This window comes from Limobrevibacterium gyesilva (genome assembly GCF_025989185.1).
In the GTDB taxonomy this organism is placed as follows: Bacteria; Pseudomonadota; Alphaproteobacteria; order Acetobacterales; family Acetobacteraceae; genus Limobrevibacterium; species Limobrevibacterium gyesilva.
Map to the genome: position 1 here is coordinate 49,493 of NZ_JAPDNT010000023.1, position 21,271 is coordinate 70,763.

The 21,271-nt window shown below is 65.7% G+C and carries 19 protein-coding genes, 1 tRNA gene and 1 pseudogene; 5 read left to right on the forward strand and 16 right to left on the reverse strand.

Features of this window, described 5'->3' with window-relative positions; genetic code table 11:
- Positions 1–77: 77 nt before the first annotated feature.
- Both OL599_RS19455 and OL599_RS19460 read right to left on the reverse strand, forming a co-directional pair.
- Positions 78–584, reverse strand: a complete 507-nt coding sequence (locus OL599_RS19455; protein WP_264715573.1) for a hypothetical protein — start codon at positions 582–584, stop codon at positions 78–80.
- Positions 585–968: 384 nt separating this feature from the next.
- Positions 969–1,421 carry a hypothetical protein gene (locus OL599_RS19460; RefSeq protein ID WP_264715593.1) on the reverse strand — a complete coding sequence of 151 codons (453 nt, stop codon included), beginning with the start codon at positions 1,419–1,421 and terminating at the stop codon, positions 969–971.
- Here OL599_RS19460 and OL599_RS19465 point away from each other — a divergent pair.
- Positions 1,324–1,737 carry a transposase gene (locus OL599_RS19465; RefSeq protein ID WP_264715574.1) on the forward strand — a complete coding sequence of 138 codons (414 nt, stop codon included), beginning with the start codon at positions 1,324–1,326 and terminating at the stop codon, positions 1,735–1,737. The two genes, OL599_RS19460 and OL599_RS19465, sit on opposite strands and share 98 nt — an antisense overlap.
- 207 nt (positions 1,738–1,944) lie before the next feature.
- Here the strand turns inward: OL599_RS19465 and OL599_RS19470 are convergent, their stop codons facing one another.
- The 4 genes from OL599_RS19470 to OL599_RS19485 form a co-directional block, all read right to left on the reverse strand.
- Positions 1,945–2,124 (reverse strand): hypothetical protein, encoded by a 180-nt coding sequence (locus OL599_RS19470; RefSeq protein WP_264715575.1) that lies wholly within the window; start codon positions 2,122–2,124, stop codon positions 1,945–1,947.
- A gap of 53 nt (positions 2,125–2,177) precedes the next feature.
- Positions 2,178–2,678, reverse strand: coding sequence for a DUF5681 domain-containing protein (locus tag OL599_RS19475; RefSeq protein WP_264715576.1), 501 nt, complete (start codon positions 2,676–2,678; stop codon positions 2,178–2,180).
- 180 nt (positions 2,679–2,858) lie between these two features.
- A complete protein-coding gene (locus tag OL599_RS19480; RefSeq protein WP_264715577.1) occupies positions 2,859–3,911 on the reverse strand; it encodes a DNA cytosine methyltransferase in 1,053 nt (350 codons plus the stop codon).
- Positions 3,908–4,471 carry a very short patch repair endonuclease gene (locus tag OL599_RS19485; RefSeq protein WP_264715578.1) on the reverse strand — a complete coding sequence of 188 codons (564 nt, stop codon included), beginning with the start codon at positions 4,469–4,471 and terminating at the stop codon, positions 3,908–3,910. The genes OL599_RS19480 and OL599_RS19485 overlap by 4 nt, the downstream gene beginning before the upstream one ends.
- A gap of 68 nt (positions 4,472–4,539) precedes the next feature.
- On the opposite strand from OL599_RS19485, the gene OL599_RS19490 reads away from it, so the two are divergent.
- The 4 genes from OL599_RS19490 to OL599_RS19505 are packed head-to-tail and all read left to right on the forward strand — an operon-like array spanning position 4,540 to position 11,822.
- Positions 4,540–6,003 carry an ATP-binding protein gene (locus OL599_RS19490; RefSeq protein ID WP_264715579.1) on the forward strand — a complete coding sequence of 488 codons (1,464 nt, stop codon included), beginning with the start codon at positions 4,540–4,542 and terminating at the stop codon, positions 6,001–6,003.
- Positions 6,000–8,804, forward strand: coding sequence for a Z1 domain-containing protein (locus OL599_RS19495; protein WP_264715580.1), 2,805 nt, complete (start codon positions 6,000–6,002; stop codon positions 8,802–8,804). Before OL599_RS19490 ends, OL599_RS19495 begins: the two co-directional genes overlap by 4 nt.
- Positions 8,764–9,735, forward strand: coding sequence for a PD-(D/E)XK motif protein (locus tag OL599_RS19500; RefSeq protein ID WP_264715581.1), 972 nt, complete (start codon positions 8,764–8,766; stop codon positions 9,733–9,735). The genes OL599_RS19495 and OL599_RS19500 overlap by 41 nt, the downstream gene beginning before the upstream one ends.
- A complete protein-coding gene (locus OL599_RS19505) occupies positions 9,732–11,822 on the forward strand; it encodes an AIPR family protein (RefSeq protein ID WP_264715582.1) in 2,091 nt (696 codons plus the stop codon). The genes OL599_RS19500 and OL599_RS19505 overlap by 4 nt, the downstream gene beginning before the upstream one ends.
- A gap of 36 nt (positions 11,823–11,858) precedes the next feature.
- Here OL599_RS19505 and OL599_RS19510 read toward each other — a convergent pair whose 3' ends face one another.
- The 10 genes and pseudogenes from OL599_RS19510 to OL599_RS19555 form a co-directional block, all read right to left on the reverse strand.
- Positions 11,859–12,152, reverse strand: a complete 294-nt coding sequence (locus OL599_RS19510; protein WP_264715583.1) for a hypothetical protein — start codon at positions 12,150–12,152, stop codon at positions 11,859–11,861.
- A gap of 280 nt (positions 12,153–12,432) precedes the next feature.
- Positions 12,433–12,843 (reverse strand): NUDIX hydrolase, encoded by a 411-nt coding sequence (locus OL599_RS19515; protein WP_264715584.1) that lies wholly within the window; start codon positions 12,841–12,843, stop codon positions 12,433–12,435.
- Positions 12,844–13,049: 206 nt separating this feature from the next.
- The gene (locus OL599_RS19520) at positions 13,050–15,008 is read right to left on the reverse strand and encodes an inositol monophosphatase family protein (RefSeq protein WP_264715585.1); all 1,959 of its coding nucleotides are present in this window, start codon (positions 15,006–15,008) and stop codon (positions 13,050–13,052) included.
- A 1,113-nt stretch (positions 15,009–16,121) separates the two neighbouring features.
- Positions 16,122–16,370 (reverse strand): helix-turn-helix domain-containing protein, encoded by a 249-nt coding sequence (locus tag OL599_RS19525; RefSeq protein WP_264715586.1) that lies wholly within the window; start codon positions 16,368–16,370, stop codon positions 16,122–16,124.
- Positions 16,371–16,694: 324 nt separating this feature from the next.
- Positions 16,695–17,945, reverse strand: a complete 1,251-nt coding sequence (locus OL599_RS19530; protein WP_264715587.1) for a tyrosine-type recombinase/integrase — start codon at positions 17,943–17,945, stop codon at positions 16,695–16,697.
- Positions 17,946–18,128: 183 nt separating this feature from the next.
- A tRNA-Met gene (locus OL599_RS19535) sits at positions 18,129–18,203 on the reverse strand.
- A gap of 63 nt (positions 18,204–18,266) precedes the next feature.
- Positions 18,267–19,337 (reverse strand): tRNA 2-thiouridine(34) synthase MnmA, encoded by a 1,071-nt coding sequence (gene mnmA / locus OL599_RS19540; protein WP_264715588.1) that lies wholly within the window; start codon positions 19,335–19,337, stop codon positions 18,267–18,269.
- 28 nt (positions 19,338–19,365) lie between these two features.
- On the reverse strand, positions 19,366–19,698 hold the full coding sequence (locus tag OL599_RS19545; protein ID WP_264715589.1) for a ferredoxin family 2Fe-2S iron-sulfur cluster binding protein: 333 nt from the start codon (positions 19,696–19,698) through the stop codon (positions 19,366–19,368).
- An 8-nt stretch (positions 19,699–19,706) separates the two neighbouring features.
- Positions 19,707–20,888, reverse strand: coding sequence for a cysteine desulfurase family protein (locus tag OL599_RS19550; RefSeq protein WP_264715592.1), 1,182 nt, complete (start codon positions 20,886–20,888; stop codon positions 19,707–19,709).
- Between the two features lie 17 nt (positions 20,889–20,905).
- A pseudogene (locus OL599_RS19555) lies at positions 20,906–21,271 on the reverse strand (cysteine desulfurase); the annotation flags it as partial.

Sequence of the window (21,271 nt, forward strand, 5' to 3'; positions counted from 1 at the left end):
TAGGACACCATCGGACGACCGACCCGCCCGCGGGCATGGCCGCCCCAGCCCGAACCCGCCGAACCCGATACCGGCGCTCAGGTCGTAGCGCGCTTCTGTGCTTTCGCCTTGATCCACCAGCGGACGGGCTTCGGTTCCGGTTCAGGCGATTTCGAACGCGTTTTCCCATTCGACACGTTCGACATCCAGCTCTCCTTCTCGGCGGCGGCCGGTCCTCCTGCCACCGCCTTCACCGGGGCCTTGGCAGGGCGCACAACAGCCTTGATCTCGCGAAGGCGCTGCTGGGCTGGCTCTCGATCTGCGTCGCCCCCTTGAAGCACCTTCTCGGCCTTCACGCGCGCATCACGCTCGGCGGCCAATGCGAACTCGACTGCCCGCCTATCGCTTTCCGCTCGATGGGCTGCGTCGCGAGCTTCATCGCGCGCCAGCACCGCGTGGCCGAGCTTGGTCCGAAGGTCGTGAATGGCCGCCTGCGCCTCTTGCAGAGATCGCTCAGCGCGCTCACGGGCCTCCCGCTCAGCCTTGAGCGCCGCCTCGGCAACCTCAACCCGGTTCGCGGGGGATGCCGCCGCAGCGATTCGCAACGAGCCGACATTGTCACCATGTTCCCGTCGGCCGTGAACCACGACAACAGGAACCTCTCCGTCCCGGACGAAACGGCGCCTTTGACGATCCAGTGTCTGAGACCGGGAATCGTGCACAGGAGGCCGCGGACTCGAGGCTTCGTGCTCGAGACCGAGTGCACGGCGCATTCCTGCCTCAGTCGAGCCATCGTCAGAAATGCCGTTGGGAAGGCCAGACTCAGAACGTAAAGGCATTCATATGTCCCAATGATTGTTGGGTATGAGCCCAACTCGCGCTGCTGCTTCCAAATACTCGGTTGAACCGCGAGTCGTGGAGACCATTTTACTAAGGTGCGACCAATGTGATTACAAGGTTCAGATGATCCGCCCCCTTCTTCGGTATATTCAAACGAACTGGTCTGGATGAAACAGCGCAATCTCGTGCTTGTCGCATCCAAGCCGAACATGAGCGGTGTTATCGTCAATCAGGATGGTCAGTCCGTGCTGCGCGCAGACCGCTCCTTTCCAACCGAGATAACTGCGTTCGGCTTCGGTCATTGGCCCGACATACAGGCCCGCCTCACGCCACCGGAAGATGCGTTCGAATGCCTCATAGGTTTCATCCGGGATGTTGAGAATTGCATCGAAGCACGCGGGTTCCGGAGCGGCGGCATAAGCTGCCAGATCATGCCACACGCCATGCTGCATGCCGTGCGACCGAAACGTCACAATCACGTGGCGGATATGCCGATGGCTGCGGATGAACGCGTGCAAAAGCGGGGAGGATCGATGGCCGATCAGGGTGTCATCGAAGTCCCACGCGATGGCACGATGCCGACGCAACTCCGTGAAGGACATGCTCAACCTGTTCTATGACCCAGTGGACCGCGCCAAGATCTACTCGACGAATCCTGTGGAGCGGTTGAACGGCGAACGCAAACGTCGCAGCGAGGTGGTCGGCATCTTTCCGAACGAGGCCGCCGTTCTCCGACCGATCGGCGCCTTGCTGTTGGAGCAGAACGACGCGTGGGCCGTGCAGCGCGCCCGCTACATGACCCTGGAAACGATCACGCCCCTGAGTGACGTCAGTGACTTGTGGGCTCGCTTTCGGCGTCTGCCCCGTTCCGAGATGGTAGCGGCGGGCGGATTTGAACCACCGACCAAGGGATTATGATTCCCCTGGACGATTTGCCAGCTTCATTCGTAATTTCAGTATATTATGCGCAAGAACAAAAGGTAAATTTTCCGCTGGGGCTGCACTGGGGATGCACTGTCCAGTGGTCATGTTCGGCATTCGCCCCTCGTGGTAAGCTTTTTTGAAATGTACGCAGCGGGAAAAACCCGCAGCCCGCTCCCCAATGTTGCGTCACACCAGGAAGCGTCAGGAGCCGGCCCGCCAGCAGGTTGCCTCCCAGGTCGCCGCATCCATCTTCGGGCGGGTTCCCACGATTGCCACCGGCCCCTCATATCGCCAACGCACGCGGTGGGCCTGCACCGCCGCTTCCAACTCCTCGTCGGACAACACGGCCTCGACGATGAGAACGCGCGCCTCAGGGTTCATCGTCGTCTTCCTCTCCAATCGTCGCAGCCGCACATCCGCTCTCCGGATCACCGTCAGCCACCCCCATCAGGATCACCAAGCGCCTGCTCAAGAACCAGAATCCGGTCCTCGATCTGCCGTAAATCCGATAGTCGGACCTTCGTCTCGATCAATCTAGCGACGGCCTGGGCCTCCTCGATCGTGATCGCGCCTGAGCAGACCTGTTTGATCAACGCCGTCATCGCGGCATCAGGCGTCCCGGGGCCGGAGAGGTCAGGCAGAGAGACACGAACAGGACGCCCCCGCGGCGGCAGCCACGTCCGGTCCAACACCAGCTTGATCGCGGCCACGTTCCCGCGGCTCGCAAGCACGAGCGCCTGCTTGACCAGGCGCTCCGAATACTCGGCGCCGAGATCATCCAGCATGCGCAGAACCTTTGACCGCGTCCCCGGCCGCTTCCCAGCCGGATTGCCCGACACGCCCTTCGTGAACGGGCGCCCTCGCTGCTTCCGCGCTGCATTTTCAGCAGCGGTTCGGTTGTCAGAACCGGAGCGGCTGGGGTGACCGTTGATCATTTCGACCCGCCTCGGAACAGCCTGCAAACCATCGGATCTTCCTGTCTGTCAGAAAGCTCTCAAGGCCTGGAACATAACGGGAATATCTAGTGCCAACCAGCATTTTCCAGTAGGCTGGCCGCCTCACTGGGGCGTCTATCGCGGGTGACACCCGCGGGCGGATAACTTCGTCTGCCTACCTTATGCGCGCCAGCCGCCGGCCGCGGCTGGCTCAGAGGTTCCGCAGACTACGTTGGAAGCGGGCGCTGGCCTGCGCGAGGGATGAGCGCATTCCGCGTTGTTGGCACCGGCCACCAAAGAGGTGACAAGTGCCCGCATCACCGGCGGGCAGACCCCGTTTCCCAGCAAGCGGATCCGGTCGCGGCGAGTACCGTGGGAGAGACGGAAACTCTCGTCGAAGCCCATGGCGCGGCGCAGCTCAGGCACTTGCAGCATGCGAAGCGTCGGCCCCGACTCGGTCCACTCCAGGAGGCCGAAGCGGTCAAGCGTGGTGATGGTGCGCAGCGGACGGTCCAGGGGCTGCCAGCCGCCCGCGCCGTCGGTGCCATAATAGACGATCAGGAACGGCACGCCGTCGCCAAGCGCCGCGATGCCCCGCCGCGCGCGCGCGATCGTGCCAGGCGCACGATTCGGGAGGAACAGGGGTTTTGCCGCCCAGGTGCCGGGCGGATCAAGGATGTCTCGCGCTGTGCGCAGCGGCGCATGCACGCGACCGGACAGATCCGGCGGGAGGCGGTCACGGTCGCACGCCAGGAACAAGCGTCGACGCGACTGCGGGACGCCGAAGTCGGCGGCATCAAGCACCTGCTCCCGTACGTGGTATCGCTGGCGAAGCGCGGCAAGCAACTCCCCGTAACGGTGCCAGCGGCGAAGGCTGACGACATTCTCGATCACCACCCAGCGCGGTTGAAGTCTCCGGACGAAGTCGAGAACGTAGAGCGACGTGTTGCGGCTCTCCTCGTCACGTTCGCGGGCACCGCGGGCACAGGTGTGGTTGGTGCATTCCGGGGAGGCAAGCAGGAGATCAACGGTGCCGATCCCGCGGACTGCCCGAGGACCTGAACCCGGCTGCAGCATGGCATGGACCGCGCGGGCGTCCGGAAAATTGTCGCCATAAGTGAGCGCCGCCAGTCCAGCGGCGTCGACGCCGGCCACGACGGTTGCACCCGCTGCCTGGGCCCCCCAGCTGCTCCCGCCGCCACCGCAGAACAGATCAAGCGTGCGGATCGTCACCGTGATGGAATCCTGGGGGACGCCTTCGCAAGCGTCGCGCAAATGCGATCCAGGCAGGCTTTCGGCGACTTGTCTATCTGATGTTCCCACAACCTCACGACATGCCACCCCATTGACCGCAAACGACGACGATTTTGGTCATCCCGGCGCCGATTCGCCGCAATCTTCGCCTCCCAGGCCTCGGAAAGCTTGTCCCGCCAGAGGGCGAATCGCCAGCCGTGCCAGAAATCGCCATCCACAAGCACCGCGACTCTCTCCTCGGGAAACACGAAATCAGGCCGTCCTGGAAGCCCGCGGACGTGACGTTCGCAGTGCAATCCGGCATCGGCAAGCAGCGCAGCAATCGTTCTTTCCGGGCCGGTATGCTGACCGCGGATGCGCGCCATGACAGCGCTCCGCTTCTCCGGCGACATGATGTCGCCGCGGTGCCTGCGTCCCGGCGTTCCATCGGCATTGTCTGACGCAGCAGTGACGTTCACCGCTGTTTGCAGCTTGGCGTCCCGCCGCAGGGTTCCTTGATCGCCGGAACGTCCGCGCCTCTGGTAAGATTTTTCTTTCATGCAACGGAAACTACGGTAGTAGACTGACTGCGAATCGGCACAATGAACTCCTGACCCAGCATAGCGCAGTGTACGACGTCGTCGAGCTTCCTCCGGTTGCGCCAATGCTCATGCAGTCTCTGCGCGCTGTCGGCTATACAACTTCCGCGGCGCTCGCCGATCTGGTTGACAACAGCGTCGCCGCGGGCGCGCATGACATCGCGATCGATTTTTCGACCTCACCCGATCTGATCGTCTCCATCGTGGACGACGGAACGGGCATGAGCCCAGACGAACTGGTCGCAGCCATGCGCTTCGGAAGCCGTGATCCTCGCGATCCCCGCGCCGACGGCGACCTGGGCCGGTTCGGCCTAGGGATGAAAACGGCGTCGCTGTCGCAATGCCGTCGGGTGTCCGTGGTTTCGCTGAAGGACCGGCAATTCGCCTGCGCCGCCTGGGATCTGGACGAATGCGAGCGCCGGGACGGCTGGTGGCTGCTCCGCCCTGAAGCCAGTGAGATGCCGGGAACCGTCATCGAGATGCTGCGGCAGCGAGGTCACGGAACGGCGGTGATCTGGCAGCAGCTCGACAGGCTTGGAGATTTGTCGGGCGCCGCGAGCGCCGCGTCCCTCGAAGCTGTGATGGAAGCCGCCGCGGATCACCTGGCGCTGGTCTTCCACCGTTTCCTTGCGGGCGAGATCGCCGGTTCGTTCGACATCCGGGTCAACAACCGCCCACTGCCCAGGATCGACCCTTTTCTGCAGGGCCATGTGAAAGGGCAGGCGCTGCATCCCGAGAGCTTTCCGGTCGACGGTCATACGGTCAAGGTGTCCCCTTTCGTGCTTCCCTTCCCGTCCCGGCTCAAGAGCGAGGAGTTGCAGCGCGCCGGCGGGCGCGAGCAGATTAAGACCGGACACGGCTTCTACGTGTATCGTGGTGGAAGGCTCGTCGTGCCCGGCGGCTGGTTCCGGATCGTCCCCTCCGACGAGCTGATCCGGCTTGCACGCGTTCGGGTCGATGTGCCGGTGGAACTGGACCACCTCTGGAAGGTCGACATCCGGAAGACCGTTGCCGAGCCGCCGCAAGCCCTGCGACAGCATCTCAAGCGAATCGTTGGCGACGTGACGCTGCGCAGCCGCAGGGTCTACACGCATCGAGGAACACAACAGGAGCAGGCGGACCGGATCCAGATCTGGACACGTCACGACCTTCGTGACGGCGCGGCGGCATGGCGCATCAACAGGGATCATCCGGCGGTGGCGGCGCTGATCGCGATCACCGGACCTGGCGACGGCATCGAGCGCGTGCTGCATCTCATAGAGGAATGCCTGCCGCTTCACGATATCCACCTGCACATGAGCAACGACCTGCCTGTCCAGGAGGGCGCGAGCATGACCGACGATGAGCTTCAGGCCCTAGCGCTCCGACTTGCTGATGCATTCCGGGGCACACCAGGGATGCTGGATCAGCTTATCGAACGGCTTCCGTCCATGGAGCCCTTCAACCGTGACCCGGTGCAGGCACGACTTATAGCGGAGCACCTCAGGACATGACGTCTCTGGCACCCGAGGCACTGGCGAACGCCTGCGCCATGATGCTGCGCCTCGATCCACCTCCCTCGGAGGGCGAGATCGACGAGACGCTTGTCCCGATCGCGGCAGCCTACCAGTGCCCGCCGGACGTGATTGCCGCAACACGGCAGATACTGCATGCGCGTTTCTCGATCCGGATGGACCTCGGACAGACACTGACGTCCGAGGAGGAGCATGCCCCCTGGCTAAGTGCGCGCAGAGGTTCTATCGATCCGTTCTACTGGCGGCGCTACTTCCAGTATCTCGTCCGCCGAGGCTGGCCGCCCCTGGTAGCCGGACGCCTCGACCAGACGACTGATGAGATCCTCGACCTGCTCGGAAACCCGGCGGAGACACGGCGCTGGCGGCGCCGTGGACTGGTAATGGGCGACGTGCAGTCCGGGAAGACCGCGTCATATGCTGCGCTGATCTGCAAGGCTGCGGACGCCGGATACCGGATGATCATTCTGCTCACCGGCACGCTCGAGAACGTCAGGCGACAGACCCAGGAGCGGCTCGACGAAGCATTCATCGGCTTCGACAGCCGCAACTGGCTGGTGGTTAAGCAATCACGACAGAAACGGCATGTCGGCGTCGGCCTGATCGACAAGAGCCGTGATGGGGTCGTATTTACGTCGAGAGACTCCGATTTCCGTTCGGCGGCGGTGACGGCACTGAATATATCACTGTCCGCCATCAATGAACCAGTCCTGGTTGTGGCGAAAAAGAACAAGGGGGTTCTTGAACGTCTTGCCTCATGGCTGCGTGCACACAATCAGGATCAAAGTGGCCGGATCGACCTCCCCCTCCTGATGATCGACGACGAGGCGGACAATGCCTCGATCAACACGAAACAGAACCCGGGAGAGACCACGGCGATCAACAGGGCGATCCGGGACCTGCTGCAACTGTTCACACGCTCGAGCTACGTAGGTTTCACTGCCACACCGTTTGCGAACATCTTCATCGACCCGGCCTCGACGGACGCGATGATCGGTGACGATCTGTTCCCGAGTGACTTCATTCATGTCCTGGAGGCGCCGACCAACTATATCGGCATGCATCGCCTCTTTCAGCCGGTCGACGCCGATGCGGCAGGCGAGCCTCGCACGCCAGACGACCCGGTCAGGACCATCAACGACGCCGACGAGTGGCTGCCTGCACGGCACGCACGGGAGGATGCGCCTGGGCCGCTGCCACGATCCCTCCAGACCGCCATCGAGTGCTTCCTGCTGTCATGTGCCGTGCGTGATCTGCGAGCCAACAAGGGAATTCCGGGCCGAGGTGGCGGCATCCACCGGTCCATGCTCGTGAACGTGTCGCGGTTCACATCCGTCCAGAATCGCGTGTCCGACATCCTGCATGTCGAGCTTGAGGAGATCAGGCAGGCAGTCAGGCTCTATGGCAGGTTGCCGCCCGACCAAGCCGCACGGCAGTCTTGTCGAATCGCGTCACTCGAGATGACGTTCCGTTCGGAGTATGCCGGCTGTGGGCTCGGCTGGGACGAAGTGCTGCACATCCTGCTTGACGCCATAGGACCAGTGAACGTTCAGCCCGTCAACCAGTCGACTGGCGCGAAGAGCCTCGATTACGGTGTCGCGAATGGACCGCCGGGCGTCCGCGTGATTGCTGTCGGCGGCAACAGCCTGTCCCGCGGCTTGACGCTTGAGGGACTCAGCTGCAGCTACTTCACACGGAATGTCGGCGCCTACGACACCCTTCTCCAGATGGGTCGGTGGTTCGGCTACCGCGACGGCTATGACACTCTCTGCCGGATCTGGCTCACCGAGGAGGCGGAGGGATGGTATCGCCATGTCGCCGATGCGACCGCAGAGTTGAAGCGCGATTTCGGCCGCATGAAGCGACAGCAGGCAACGCCGAAGGAATTCGGTCTTCGCGTGCGGACCCATCCTGGTACACTGCTCATCACGGCCCGGAACAAGATGGCGACCGGCATGACAGTGAACGACGTTTGGGACGTTTCGCTAACCGGGAGAATGGTCGAGTCGCCGACACTCTACAGTGACAGGCGACGAAACGGGGACAATCTGCAACTTGTGAGCCGCTATCTCGGCGCAGCCACACATGCGGCCTGCGGTCCCTCGCCGTCACCTCATGGGGCCGCGTTGCTTTGGACCAGTGTACCCGCCACGATCGTTGCGGAACTGCTGCAGAACGCGCTGATCCATCCGGAGAACCATGATTTCCAGGGCGACAGTATCGCCGAATTCCTTCGCAAGGCCCAAGCCGATGGCGATCCGACCCTCTTGACCTGGACCATTGCATTGCCGACGGACGGCAAGGCCAAGACCGAGGATGGGAGGCCTGCAGAAGTGACGCTCGAAGCCGCCCCCGGAGAGACCATCATCGCTGCGCGCCGGAAGGTGAAGGAGAATCTCGAAGACGGATCGGTGCGTGTCTCCGGCAAGAGCGCCAGGGTGGGCGGGTTCTCGGACCTGCGGCACGCATTCTCCGTCGATGATTGGGCAAATCTGACGGGTGGACGCCGGATCGGCGAAGATGAAGTCCGCGAAAATATGAAGGGGCCGCTTCTTGTAGTGTATCTCATCCGAGGACACCAGGTGGCACCGGACAAGACGGAAACACCGTTCCGCAACGGCATGATACTCCCCGCCTTCGGGATCCACTTTCCGGGAAAGAGCGAAAAGGATCAGAGCCGCAGGGTCGTGCAGTATCGCCTGACAAGGGTGGCCCAGAGGGAGCTCCTCGCGATTGCGGACGATGACGACGACGCAGCCTCCGATGACGACCGCGACAATTGAACTGCTCTGGCATGAACTGCGGAGCGGCGCCGGCGAGGCCCGGCAGCGCCGTGTCGACGCAACCCACCCACACGACCTTTACGCCGACTTCGCTCCTCCGGATCACCCCGGGCTGGTCGCGGTCTGCACCAACCGGCCTGTCTTGCACCAGCCGTTCCGTGCGATCGATCTAGAGGTACGGCGGCGGGCGGACAGCCGGTGGGCGTTGAGGATCAGCCTCACCGAACCGCAACTTCTCCCCATCTTCGCCGCCCTTTGCCGCGATATCGTTGCATTCACCCGCAACGGAGTGCCATCCGATGCTCTGGCGGTTCGAATCCTGGCGCGGATCGACCGTTGGAGATCCCTGCTCGAGCAGGGAGCAGGGGGGCTGGCGGAGTCTGTTCTGCGTGGGCTGATCGGCGAATTGCTGGTTCTCGATCGCTCGGTCATGGCTCGGCTTGGTCCCGATGAGGCGGTTGCGGCTTGGACAGGACCTGCAGGCGAGCCTCAGGACTTTCGGCTGCCGGACGGCACGCGACTGGAGGTGAAGACGGTCAGGCGTGACGCCGCCGTCGTGCAGATCAACGGGCTCGATCAACTCGATGCGGGCAACGATTCGCTCCTTCTTGTCGTCGTCCGGGTCGAGAAGACCGGGCCGGAAGCCCAGGGTGCAGTGACCGCGCCGCGCCTCGTCACCACGCTGCGGGACAGGCTGGCAGATACACCGGACGCGCTCGCGGCCTTCGACGCCGCGCTGGCCAGTGTCGGCTGGCACGATGACCCGTCACATGATCGCGTGGCGGTTCGGGCCATCGCGATCGACCACCATGCGGTCGACCGGAACTTTCCGCGGCTTATCCGAGGTGTCGTGCCTTCGGGTATCGAGGATGCGGACTATACGGTCCGCATCCCGGCCGGCGGGCAACGGGTCTGGATGGAGGGGGAATGACCGACGAGGAGTTCCGTGCTGACCTGATGGCCGCCGTTGCGTCCCGCGCGGAGGTTCATGGAACCGGGCATCGCGAAGCGTTCGTGGACGAGATGCTTGATCGGCTGCGCGAAGCAGGCGAGTTGCCGGACGCCGAGACCTGCGCCGAGACATTGACCGGTTCCAGGAACCGGCGGCTTGAGATCGATGCGTTCGCTTTCGATGACGCCGACGAGTCGCTGCACATGCTCGCTGCCATCATGGACGGCGGCGCGGCCATGCCCGGCCCGATCACCCTGACCGACGCGCGAGAGCAGGGTTTCAACCGTCTGACCGGCGTTTTCGAACAGGCCCGAGATGGCTGGCTGACCAGGAACATCGAGGAGAGTCGGCCTCTGTGGGCACTGGCGCGCAGGATCGAGACAAGTGGCAAGCCCGCCGCACTGCGGCTGAGCATTCTGACCGACCGGCCGATGAGCGAGCGCATCCGCGCAATCCCGAGCGGGCTAACAAACGAACAGATCCCGGTCACCTACCAGATCTGGGACCTCACCCGTCTGAAACGCATCCACGAGGCGCAGAATGCCCGCGATGACCTGGAGGTCGATCTCGCATTTCTTCCGGGCGGAGGGCTTCGGGCGCTTCCGGCGACCAGTGGCGCCGGCGATTACCGCGGCTATCTGGCCGTCCTGCCAGGCGAGGCGCTTGCAGACATTTACCTGCGCCACGGCAGTCGATTGTTGGAAGGCAACGTGCGCACCTTCCTCGGCCGAAGGGGAACGGTCAACACCGGTATAGCCAACACGATCGAGAAGGAGGCCGAGCGCTTCTTCGCCTACAACAACGGCATTGCGACGACCGCTTCTGGGTTCACGGCTAGGAACCAACCAGACGGGTCGATCCTCATGACCAGTCTAACGGACCTGCAGATCGTCAACGGCGCACAGACGACGGCCTCCCTCGCATCGCTCAGACGGTCGCGGAAACTGCCAGAGGGTTCGGTATTTGTTCCGATGAAGCTCTCGGTTGTTGCTGCCGAGGATGCCGAGCGTCTGATCCCCTTCATCTCAAGGTTCGCTAACCGGCAGAACCAAGTCAGGGAGAGCGACTTCTTCGCCAACCACCCCTTTCACCGAAGAATGCAGGAGATCTCCCGCCGCATCCTCGCCCCGGCTGCCGGGGGATCTCAGGTCCAAACGCACTGGTTCTACGAGCGGGCACGCGGCCAGTATCTCCAGGAGCAGGCCGGCATGCGCGATGCGCAGCGGGACCAATGGCTCCGGCGCAATCCGCGAAACCAGCTCTTCACCAAGACCGACATGGCCAAGGTCGAGAGTTGTTTCGACCTGCTGCCCGATACCGCAAGCCGCGGGGCCGAGAAGGCATTCGCGGCTTTCGCCGACAGGGTCACGAAGGGCTGGACCGACGAGGCGAAGCGGGCAACGTACAGCGACGACTGGTTCCGGGCTGCTGTGGCGCGCGTGATCCTGTTCCGCGCGACGGAGGCAGCGGTCTCCAAGGCGGAGTGGTATGAGGGCGGCTATCGGGCGCAGATCGTTGCCTATGCGACAGCCCGTCTTTCAGCGCTGGCGCAGGAGCATAGCGGAGGCGGCCACCTCGACTTCCTGAAGGTGTGGGCCGCACAGAGCGCGGATAAGATGCTGGAACGACAGCTCCTTTCGATTGCGCATGTCATGATGGACGTGTTGCGGTCTCCGCCGAAGGCGGGGATGAACATCTCGGAGTGGGCCAAGCAGCAGGCATGTCGCGAGCAGGCGCTCAAGGCGCCTGTTTGCGTGCTTCCCGGTTTCGACGTGTGGCTGATGGGCCGCGACGCGGCACGATCCGCGACGCGGCAGGCGCGGGCCGATCAGGAAGTTGGCGACGCACTTACAGCCAGGATCGAAATCATGAAGCTCGGGATCGGGTTCTGGACCGAACTGAGAACCTTCGCAGTGACCAACAGGGTGCTCGACAGCACTGATCTCGGCATCGTTTCGACCGCCTGCACCCCAGGGCGTATACCTAGCGACCGGCAGGCCGCGCGCCTGCTCGAGATAAAGCAGCGGTGCGAGACGCGAGGTTTCGCGGCAGGCGCTCCCGCCTGAGAGCGGACGCCACGTTGACGCGGTCGGACGACCGCGTCAGCGGCTACTGCGGATGCGTTCGAAAGCGGCGACAGCGTCGGAGAAGGCTACGCCCGGATTGCCGAGTTCCCGGACGATCATGAGGTGCATCGGGTCGCGGATTGCATGGTAGTCGCCCTCGGCGATGGCGAGCCAGCCGGCGAGGCCCTGGGCAGCGAGGGCGGTCTCCAGCGCCGTGATCTCGTTCGGCGTCGGGTCGGTGGCGCGGCCAATGGTCGTGTGGCGCCCGTCGGTGGACAGCACGAGCCACCTCCGCTCCGTGCTCCGCGTCCGGCTGCGTGCGACTGTCATCAGTGACCACCTGGCTCATGATATCAAACGGAGAAAGCCTCGCCCCACACCCCCAACATGGAATTGTGCCGGGGCAACTGTCCACGGGTTTATGGGTTCCAGAAGAAAATCGGCCTCTCGCATGTCCTCTTCACAGGAACCGGCCTGTCAGCAATTTCACGCTGCGCCTTAAGGTACGTTCTGTTGCCAAAGCCGTGGCGCCTCCCATCCAATGCCGACCGACAGGGCCGTCGACAAGCTCCCGGATCTGCCAACCTATGTACACTTCAACAATTCCAATTCAGACCGCGGCCAGCGCCCGCAGGATCGTCGCATCCGCCGGTGCCGCGGCCAACGCCGCTAGCCGCCGGCAGGGCGCCAGCCACATGGCCTGCGCCTCCCAGCCCATCGCCACCGGCGTTCCCCCCACCCGCTCCGCCAAGTAATACCGCGTGACCGTGGTTGTCCGCACTCCATCCACCAGGAACCGCCCGAGCCGAACCAGTAACCCGGTTTCCTCGAAGGCCTCCCTCACCGCCGTTGCCCGCAGCGACAGCCCGTGTTCGACGCGGCCCTTGGGAAAGGTCCGCACATAACCACCGAAATGGTTCGTCGGCTCGACCAGCCACACCCGCCCATCCGGCTCGACAACCACTGCCCCTGCGCTGAGCTTGCGCCCCTTGCCCGGCACCGGCGCCGGGGGGTCATCCATTTCCGGCGCCAATGCCTCCCAGCCGGCAGGTGTCCGCGGCGCCGCGAACGCCGCCACAGGGACACCGCAAAGGTGAGCCGGCCCCGGTCCATCGGGAACGAACACCGCGACCGCCGCCACATCGCCCCACGTCGATGAGGCCGAGGGTGGTGTCGGGTGCTCGATCCGAACGGGGTTGCCGTGATCGTCCGGCCTTGGATGGATCTTCACCCCGCGTTCCCTTCAGCCGTCGGGCCAGCGTGCCGCAGACGACGCACCAACAGGGCTTCTGCGAGCGCAGGCAGGTCGTCTGGCCAATATTCGGGCGGGCGCGACTGACGGGCGCCCAGTGCGGGGTGCGGCCGACAGGCCAGCACAGACAGCCGCCAACGCGCCGGGAACGCGTCCCGGCCACAGGCCGCCCCCAGCAGCGCACCGGCGATCGCGCCGTTGGTGTCGGTGTCGCCACCACGTCCCACCGTTTCGATCAGCGCCAGTTCCGGGTCGTCGCCACGCGCCAAGTGCGCGAAGGCGTTCTGGAAGGCGGTGACCACCCACCCCTGCTGTCGCTGATACTCCACGGGGAACACGCCCGCCGCCGCATCGCGCAGCGCCTGCTCGATCAAGTCCGCACCCACCCGTCCGACGACCTCGCGCCCTGCCGCATCCAGCATCGCCGCGCGTGACCCGCCGGAAACCCCCGTGAAGACCGCCGTGGCGAACGCCGCGCAAGCCGCGACGCAGACCGGATTCGGGTGCGACAGCCGCGAATCTGCCGCGGCTATCTCCGCCGCCTCTGCCGCGCTGCCAGCCCAGATCCCCGCGGGCGCGATCCGCATCAGCGATCCGTTCGACTGGCTGTCTGGATCGGCCGCCGCCCGTGCCGCCGTCGCCTTGTCCGCGCCCGCCCGCGCCGCCGCCGCCAGCGCGCGGCGCGTCGTCCCGCCGATGTCGAACGGGTGCGACGCCACCCAGCCGCCATATACTGCCGCCACGGCCTCATCGGCGAAGTCGTCGCTTGCCGCCAGCACCCGAGCCGACGCCAACGCCAATTCGGAATCGTCCGTCGCCTGCCCGGCGATCGTGCCCCAGGTGCCGCCATCGGCGAGATCGCACACGCCGCCCGGATACTCCCCCGCTATTGACCGCGCATCGCGGAACTCCACCAGTGAGCCCAGACTGTCCCCGATCACCTGCCCGAACAAGCACCCGACCGCCCGGTCAAGTGCGATCCGCGCTGCCGGCCGCGGCCATCCAAGCGCGACACGCGGCGCCAACATCCGCTCCATCCCTGTCGTCCCCCAGTCCCGCCCGACCAGCGCCTCGACCGCGCGCGGCGCGCCGCCGAAGCAGGCCGCAACCCCACTCCGGCCATCCACGCCGTAGCACACCGCCTTGCCCGCCTCGTCCACCAGTACGCCACCTGCTCCGATCAGCAGTGCATGCCCCGCCGCATAGTCATGCCCCACCGGCCCGTTGAGCGAGACCGCCGCGACCCCGTCGCCCGCCGCCACCCGCGCCAAGCGGTAGGCAATGCTCGGCAGAGCCACGAACCGCGCCGGCGCCACCAGCCGGCCGCAGGACACCGGCCGCCGCGCACTCCGGTAGTTGAGGAACACGATCCCGCCCACCGCCAGCCCGGCATCGCCCGGCTGCCGCTCCACAAGCACCTTGTTGCGCTGCACGCCCGCCAGCCCCTCGGCCCAGGCGATGAGGTCCGGTCCGCGATCCGGCGGCATCGGCGCATACACTACGCCCAGCACCGGTACCCCGCCGCGCAACAGCGCCACCGAGATCGCACTCCCCCGATGCCCTTCCAGGAACGCGCGCGTCCCATCATTGGGGTCAACAAGCCAGCACTCGTCCGAAGCCGGATCACCCCCGCTTCCCGTCTCCTCGCCTGCGTATCGCGCCGGCCGAAGCGCCAGCAGCGCAGGCCGCAGCATGTTCTCGATCCTGGTATCGACATCCGCCGTCTCGCCGTAACCGCGCGGCCCGTCCGGCCGCGCGAATTCGGTTACCAGCGCATCGCCCGCGCTTCGCACCAGATCGGCAACCTGATCGACCAGCCCCTGTGGATTCCAACCCTTCAACACAAGTCTCCCCGCGAAAATGCGGTCCAGACCGCCGGTGGGGCGCCTGCTGGCGCCACCGGCCGACCGCCGAGTCCCGAAACCAACCTGCACCTCAGCAGACGTGACGCCGTGCCGAAAAGCCCGAATCCTGATCTCATTTCACTTGCCCAGTAAATCCGGCGGCGCGCCGTCGACCCGTGGGCCGCCCCGGCCGCGAGAGGGCTTCCAGCCCGGCGGTGACGCCCAGGTTCGACTTGACGTGAGATACCGCGCACCCAGCGGGACCTGTTGGTGCTTCCCCTTCACGCCGGCGATCATCTCGCCGGCCGGAACCTGCCCGGCGAGAATATATTCCAACGCTCCCTCCGCCGGCTTCGAGCAAACGAGACGCCGGACAATCACCCGACCGTCTCCGCACACGAGACGAGTTGTCCCCCACCAGATCCAACGGGCATGCTCCCTCCTGGTGCTGTCGAAACCCAGCTTTTGCAGATAAAGTTGAGAGATGTACTGCCGGATGTGTCTGGCGAACTTCCCGGGGCATGCCTGCAGGAAATGAACATGGACTCCGACAGCAGGCGAACTCTCGATTCCGGTGACGTGAGGCACCTTGTATCCTCGCTTCGACAGCCATCTCCGAACATCCTTCAGCACCGCCGCAGTGACTTGGCTCGCGCGATGTACCGTGATCCCGGGCGACAGCCACACCAGATTGACCGTGCAGATCAGGTAGGTCCGATAGCCGCCCCTGATCCAATCGCCGAGGAGACGCCGCAGGGACTCCAGGCGGGCATCGAGATCGGCGCGGGTGCCAGAGGCCGGGCATCCCGACCCGTCGGCGCGCCCGGCAGGTGACGGACAGCGTCGCCGCGTCGGGATGACTTTACTAGGACGCTCAAGGGCACCAAATGATCCTCCCTGTTTCGAATGGGTTGCGTCTGTAGATGATGGCCCCTGAGGGGGCCGATCGTTACGCGGAGAACCGCCTCTGGATGCTCGGCCGCGCGGCATGCGCCTGCCCCGCCAGGTTGGCACGCGTCAGGCATGTCCGACTGGCCGGTCGGCCGTCGGTCATGTCGTGAAGCCACAGCCGACGCGGTGATCAGCTTCGGCATCTCGCCGAGCACCGGCAGGACATGGATATCGGCCATGCCCTGTCGGAAACTCGGCAGGCGCGCGGTCAGCGTCCCGGCCGGAGCAGCGAGGAGTGAAGGCTCCCTGGCGTCAGGGTTTCACGAGGGCCGCGACGAAGCGCCGCAGTTCGGTCGTGGTGACGACCGTCCGGCCGCCGATACGCACGACCTGAAGCTGCCCGTCACGGATCAGCTCCCAGGCCTTCGACCGGCCGATGGCCAGCGCGGCGGCAGCCGCTTCGACGCTCAGAGCGAGAGGCTCAATGTGAAGAGAGGGGCGATCCGCCTTCCTCCGCGGACGCACAGCGGCATGCGCGGGCAGTGAAGAAACATCACTCATGATTTCGACCTCGCGGCGCGCTGTCTGGCGCCGCAGTGGATCAACGCTTCGTCTGATCCGGGATCAGATGGTCCGGTATGGACCGCTCCAGTAAGATCGAATGATCCAAGCCTCGCAAGCAGAAAATCACGATCTGGCCGATATTGGACAGGATTGATCGTCAACATCTCCTACCGAACCAAGAATATCGCAACGGACTGCGATATTCGGCATCCCGTTGAGCCTGGAACGACGTAGCCACCGCCCGAATCGAACAGCAACAGCACCGATTTCTGCCGGAATGCTCCACGAATCGAACCGCTCGGAACCAACGGTTCTTCATATTCACGCTGATTGCGCGGCCACGGCCAGATCAGGTCTTAAAGGCAGTACCTTCGCGCCACCGGAGGCGATGCCATCCAGCAGTTCGGCCAGAAGCTGGAACGCTTTGACCTGCTCAGGCCAGTACTGGCTCTTGTTGTAGATGCCCGCGAGCCGCGAATGGATCACATGGCCAAGACTGGCCTCGATGATGTGCGGCGCGACGCCGGCATCGCCCAGCAACGTCGCGCTCGTCCGGCGCAGATCGTGGCGGTGCCAGTTCTCCGTCTTCGAGAGCCGTTGCAATCGCTTGCCGTGGCGGTCCCAGTTTGCCAGCGGACTGCCGGCCTTTGAAGGAAAGATGAGATCGGCCGGCTTCGGCTTCATCCTGGACCAGATGCCTGCCAGCAGGTCATGGACCGGATCGCTCAGCGGCACGATATTCCCGATCTTGTTCTTCGATCGCGCCGCCGGGATCATCCATCGGCGGGTCTGCATGTCAATCTCCGCCCAGGTCAATCCTCCAGCCTCATCGCGGCGGCACATGGTAAGCAGGATAAATCGCGCCGCGGCGGCATAAGGGTTGGTTCCCTGCTCCGCCAGCAGCAAGGTCAGAAGCGGCTGAAGCTCCTCGCGAGACAGCACTCGGTCCCGGCGCGATACCTTCACCCGCTCGACGATCCTGCACAGATCGGGAGACACATACGGCCGCGCCGGCTGGCTGGCCCAGCGAAGCACCGGGCGAAGCGAGCGGATGGCAAACGACGCATTGCCAGGGCTTCGATAGGCGTCGGCCTCGATCTGCAACGTGGCCACGGTGAGAGTTTCCAGCGGCTTCGCCCGCAGCGATTTGAAGACAAGTTCGATCCGCTTGCGGCCTCCCGCCCACGATCGAAGCTTGTGCCCAGCCTGCTTCTCGTAGGTGTCCAGCAGCCATTCCAGCGTTCCGATGCCGTCCCTGGCGTCGCGGCCGATCGCGCGGTCGCGGCGGCGCTCTTCCACCGGATCAGCGCCCTCATGGCGGACCTGGTGGCGCGTGACCCTCGCAGCATCGCGGGCCTGTGCGACCCCCATCTGCGGATGGTTCCCCAGCGGGAATCGCCGCATGCGGCCATGGCGGTCCCGCATGTTCAAGGTCCAGGACTTCACCCCGCGAGGCGTGACCCGCAGGGACAGGCCCTGACAGCCGGCATCGGAGAGTTCCTGGCGCTTGCGGGACAGGCTGGCGTCCTGGACGGCCCGCGAAATCGCCTTTTCCGTGATGTTCAATCTCATCTGCGCACCCCGTCGGATTGCAGTTGGGCTTCAGTGGGGATGCAGGATCAGGGAGATTGCGATGGTTCCGCCCGGATGCTGCCGGACGAATATGGCAGGCACCCAGCACGGTTTCAATCAGGAAAGTCCGGATTTTTCAATCAGTTAACCAGACCTTCTTGGATCGATCTGGACCAGTCCGGATGGTAGCGGCGGGCGGATTTGAACCACCGACCAAGGGATTATGATTCCCCTGCTCTACCGCTGAGCTACGCCGCCATACCATCCACGCCCGGACATCCCCGGCGGAGGCGGCGTGATAGCGCCGCCGGCCCTGCGCCGTCAACGCCCTGGCGCGCGTGCCCTGATAAATCCGCCGCCGAGCACGCGCTCGCCGTCATAGAACACGCAGGCCTGGCCGGGGGCGGCCAGCGACGGCGTGTCCAGCAGCACTTCGGCGCCCTCCGCGGTCGGCACCACCTCTGCGGGATGCGGGGTCTCGCGGGCACGCAGCTTTACCGTGCAGCGGCGCCGGGCCGGCTCGGTCAGCCAGTTGACCTCGCGCAGCAGCACCCTGCTTGTGCCGTTGGCCGGCGGCCCCACCACCACGCGGCGGCGCCCGGCATCCAGGGCCACCACCACGCGGCGCTCGCCCGCCTCGCTGGCGGCCGCACCCAGCCGCTTGGCCTGGCCGACGGTATAGCGGGCAACGCCGTCATGGCGGCCGACGACGCGGCCATCCAGGGTCACGATCTTGCCGGGCGCGACGGCGTCCGGCCGCAGCTTCGCCACCACCTCGGCATAGCTGCCGGAGGGAACGAAGCAGATGTCCTGGCTGTCCGGCTTTGCGGCCACCGGCAGGCCGAGCCGCCCGGCCTGTGCCCGCACGGCCGCCTTGTCCGTCATGCCGCCCAGGGGAAACAGCGTCTGCTCCAGCTGCGCGCGCGTGGTCGCGAACAGGAACCAGCTCTGGTCGCGCGCCGGGTCGGCGGCACGGTGCAATTCGGCGCCCTCGGGCCCGTCGATGCGGCGCACGTAATGGCCGGTCGCCAGCCGCTCGGCGCCGAGGTCGCGGGCCAGTGTCAGCAGGTCGGCGAACTTGACGCTCTGGTTGCAGCGCACGCAGGGCACCGGGGTCTCGCCGGCGGCATAGCTGTTGGCGAAATCGGCGATCACGGCGGCGCGGAACCGCGCTTCGGCGTCAATGACGTAATGCGCGATGCCCAGATGGTCGGCCACGCGCCGCGCGTCATGGATGTCCTGGCCGGCGCAGCAGGCGCCCTTGCGCCCCGTCGCCGCGCCATGGTCGTAAAGCTGCAGGGTGACGCCGATGACCTCGTGCCCGGCTTCCGCCAGCAGCCCCGCGACGGCGCTGCTGTCGACCCCTCCGGACATTGCCACGACGACGCGCATCGGCTGGCTCCCTGGTCCGGTTTCCGGTTCAGCCGTTGAGCATGTTGCGGCTGCCGGCGGGCAGGCGCACGACCAGGCCGTCCAGCGCCTCGGTCATCACGATCTGGCAGCCGAGGCGCGACGTCTTCTCCAGCCCGAAGGCAAGATCGAGCATATCCTCCTCGTCCTCGGTCGGCTGCGAGAGCTTGCCGAACCAGGGGCCTTCCACGATCACGTGGCAGGTGGAGCAGGCGAGCGAGCCTTCGCAGGCGCCTTCGATGTCGATGCCGTGCTTGTGCGCGATCTCGAGCACGGAGAGCCCGAGCGGCGCATCCACTTCGCGACGGGTTCCGTCCCGCTCGATGAAAATCATCCTGGGCATTGGTCGGTTCAGGCCTCGATCGGTAAATGGGCAGACGCCGCGTGCGCTTCGATCAGGAGGGCGGCGGCGGCGTCGATGTCGGCGGGGGAGGTAAAGCGTCCAATCCCGATGCGCAAGGTGCGCGCCGCCGCGCCGTCGGAGAGGCCCAGCGCGCGCAGGACATAGGACGGCTCGATCTCGGCCGACGAACAGGCCGAGCCGGTGGAGACGCAAAGGTCGGGTGCCGCGCGCAGCAGCGCCGCGGCGGCCGCGGCGGGGAAGGTCAGGTTCAGGTTGCCGGGGATGCGCTGCCCGCTGCTGCCGTTGATGGCGAGTCCAGGCAGGGCGGCGCGCAGCCGCTCCAGCATCCGGTCGCGCAGGCCGGCGATGCGGGCGGCATCATCAGCCATGTCGGCGCGCGCGATGCGGCACGCCTCGCCCAGGCCGACGACGAGCGGCGCGGGCAGCGTGCCGGAGCGCAGCCCCCGCTCCTGCCCGCCGCCGGAGAACAGCGGCGCAAGACGCACCCGCGGGCGACGGCGCACGAACAGCGCCCCCACGCCCTTGGGGCCGTAGATCTTGTGGCCGCTGATCGACATCAGGTCGATGCCCATGGCCTGCACATCCAGCGGAATCTTCCCCGCGGCCTGGGCGGCATCGGTGTGGAACAGCGCGCCGGCCTGCTTGGCGATCGCGGACAGCTCGGCGAGGTCCTGGATCACGCCGATCTCGTTGTTCACGCCCATCACGCTGACCAGCAGCGTCGGCACCGCCAGCGCCGCGCGCAGCGTGTCGGGATCGAGCGTGCCGTCGGGGCGGACGGGGAGGACGACCGGCTCGAACCCTTCCTCGGCCAGGTCGGCCACGGATTCGAGCACGCATTTATGCTCGGTGGCGACGGTGACGATGCGGCGACGCGCGTCGCCCAGGCGCAGCGCGTGCCGGGCGGCGCCCTTGATGGCGATGTTGTTGCTCTCGGTGGCGCCGGAGGTGAAGACGATCTCGCGCGGCTCGGCGCCGATCAGGGCGGCGACCTCGGTCCGCGCCGCCTCAACGGCGACCTCGGCCTGGCGGCCCATGACGTGCTCGGCGCTGTGCGGGTTGCCGTAATACTCGGTGAACCAGGGCAGCATGGCCTGCAGCACGCGCGGATCGCACGGCGTCGTCGCCTGGTTGTCGAGGTAGATCGGCCGGTTCGGGCGCTGCTGCATGATGGAATGATGTGCGCTCACGCGGCCCTGCGCGCCAAGCGTTCGGCCATGGCCTGGTATGCGTCCGCGAACGCCCGCACGTCCTCGGCGCTGGCATTCCACGGCAGCGACACCCGGATCGCCTCGCCCGCGAGCGCGCCGAGGCCCATGGCGTCCAGGACATGGCTGCGGGCGACCTTGCCGGAGCTGCACGCGGCCCCGGCGGAGACTCGCACGCCCGCGAGGTCGAGCGCGATCACCTGCGTTTCCGCCCGCACCCCGGGCAGCGCCAGGCAGGCTGTGTTCGGCAGCCGCGGCGCAGCGGCGGCGATCGGCACGGCGCCGCAGGCGATGGCGGCCTGCATGATCGCGGCGCGCAAGGCGGCCAGCGCGTCGCCGGGGGA

Bases quoted from the DNA above. Each gene is read 5' to 3' on its own strand.
- OL599_RS19460 (WP_264715593.1), bottom strand. From the start codon at position 1,421: ATGTCCTTCACGGAGTTGCGTCGGCATCGTGCCATCGCGTGGGACTTC.
- OL599_RS19470 (WP_264715575.1), bottom strand. From the start codon at position 2,124: ATGAACCCTGAGGCGCGCGTTCTCATCGTCGAGGCCGTGTTGTCCGAC.
- OL599_RS19495 (WP_264715580.1), top strand. From the start codon at position 6,000: ATGACGTCTCTGGCACCCGAGGCACTGGCGAACGCCTGCGCCATGATG.
- mnmA (WP_264715588.1), bottom strand. From the start codon at position 19,337: ATGCGCGTCGTCGTGGCAATGTCCGGAGGGGTCGACAGCAGCGCCGTC.
- OL599_RS19505 (WP_264715582.1), top strand. From the start codon at position 9,732: ATGACCGACGAGGAGTTCCGTGCTGACCTGATGGCCGCCGTTGCGTCC.
- OL599_RS19465 (WP_264715574.1), top strand. From the start codon at position 1,324: ATGAACGCGTGCAAAAGCGGGGAGGATCGATGGCCGATCAGGGTGTCA.
- OL599_RS19500 (WP_264715581.1), top strand. From the start codon at position 8,764: ATGACGACGACGCAGCCTCCGATGACGACCGCGACAATTGAACTGCTC.
- OL599_RS19515 (WP_264715584.1), bottom strand. From the start codon at position 12,843: ATGGATGACCCCCCGGCGCCGGTGCCGGGCAAGGGGCGCAAGCTCAGC.
- OL599_RS19475 (WP_264715576.1), bottom strand. From the start codon at position 2,678: ATGATCAACGGTCACCCCAGCCGCTCCGGTTCTGACAACCGAACCGCT.
- OL599_RS19550 (WP_264715592.1), bottom strand. From the start codon at position 20,888: ATGCAGCAGCGCCCGAACCGGCCGATCTACCTCGACAACCAGGCGACG.
- OL599_RS19510 (WP_264715583.1), bottom strand. From the start codon at position 12,152: ATGACAGTCGCACGCAGCCGGACGCGGAGCACGGAGCGGAGGTGGCTC.
- OL599_RS19525 (WP_264715586.1), bottom strand. From the start codon at position 16,370: ATGAGTGATGTTTCTTCACTGCCCGCGCATGCCGCTGTGCGTCCGCGG.
- OL599_RS19545 (WP_264715589.1), bottom strand. From the start codon at position 19,698: ATGCCCAGGATGATTTTCATCGAGCGGGACGGAACCCGTCGCGAAGTG.
- OL599_RS19530 (WP_264715587.1), bottom strand. From the start codon at position 17,945: ATGAGATTGAACATCACGGAAAAGGCGATTTCGCGGGCCGTCCAGGAC.
- OL599_RS19485 (WP_264715578.1), bottom strand. From the start codon at position 4,471: ATGAAAGAAAAATCTTACCAGAGGCGCGGACGTTCCGGCGATCAAGGA.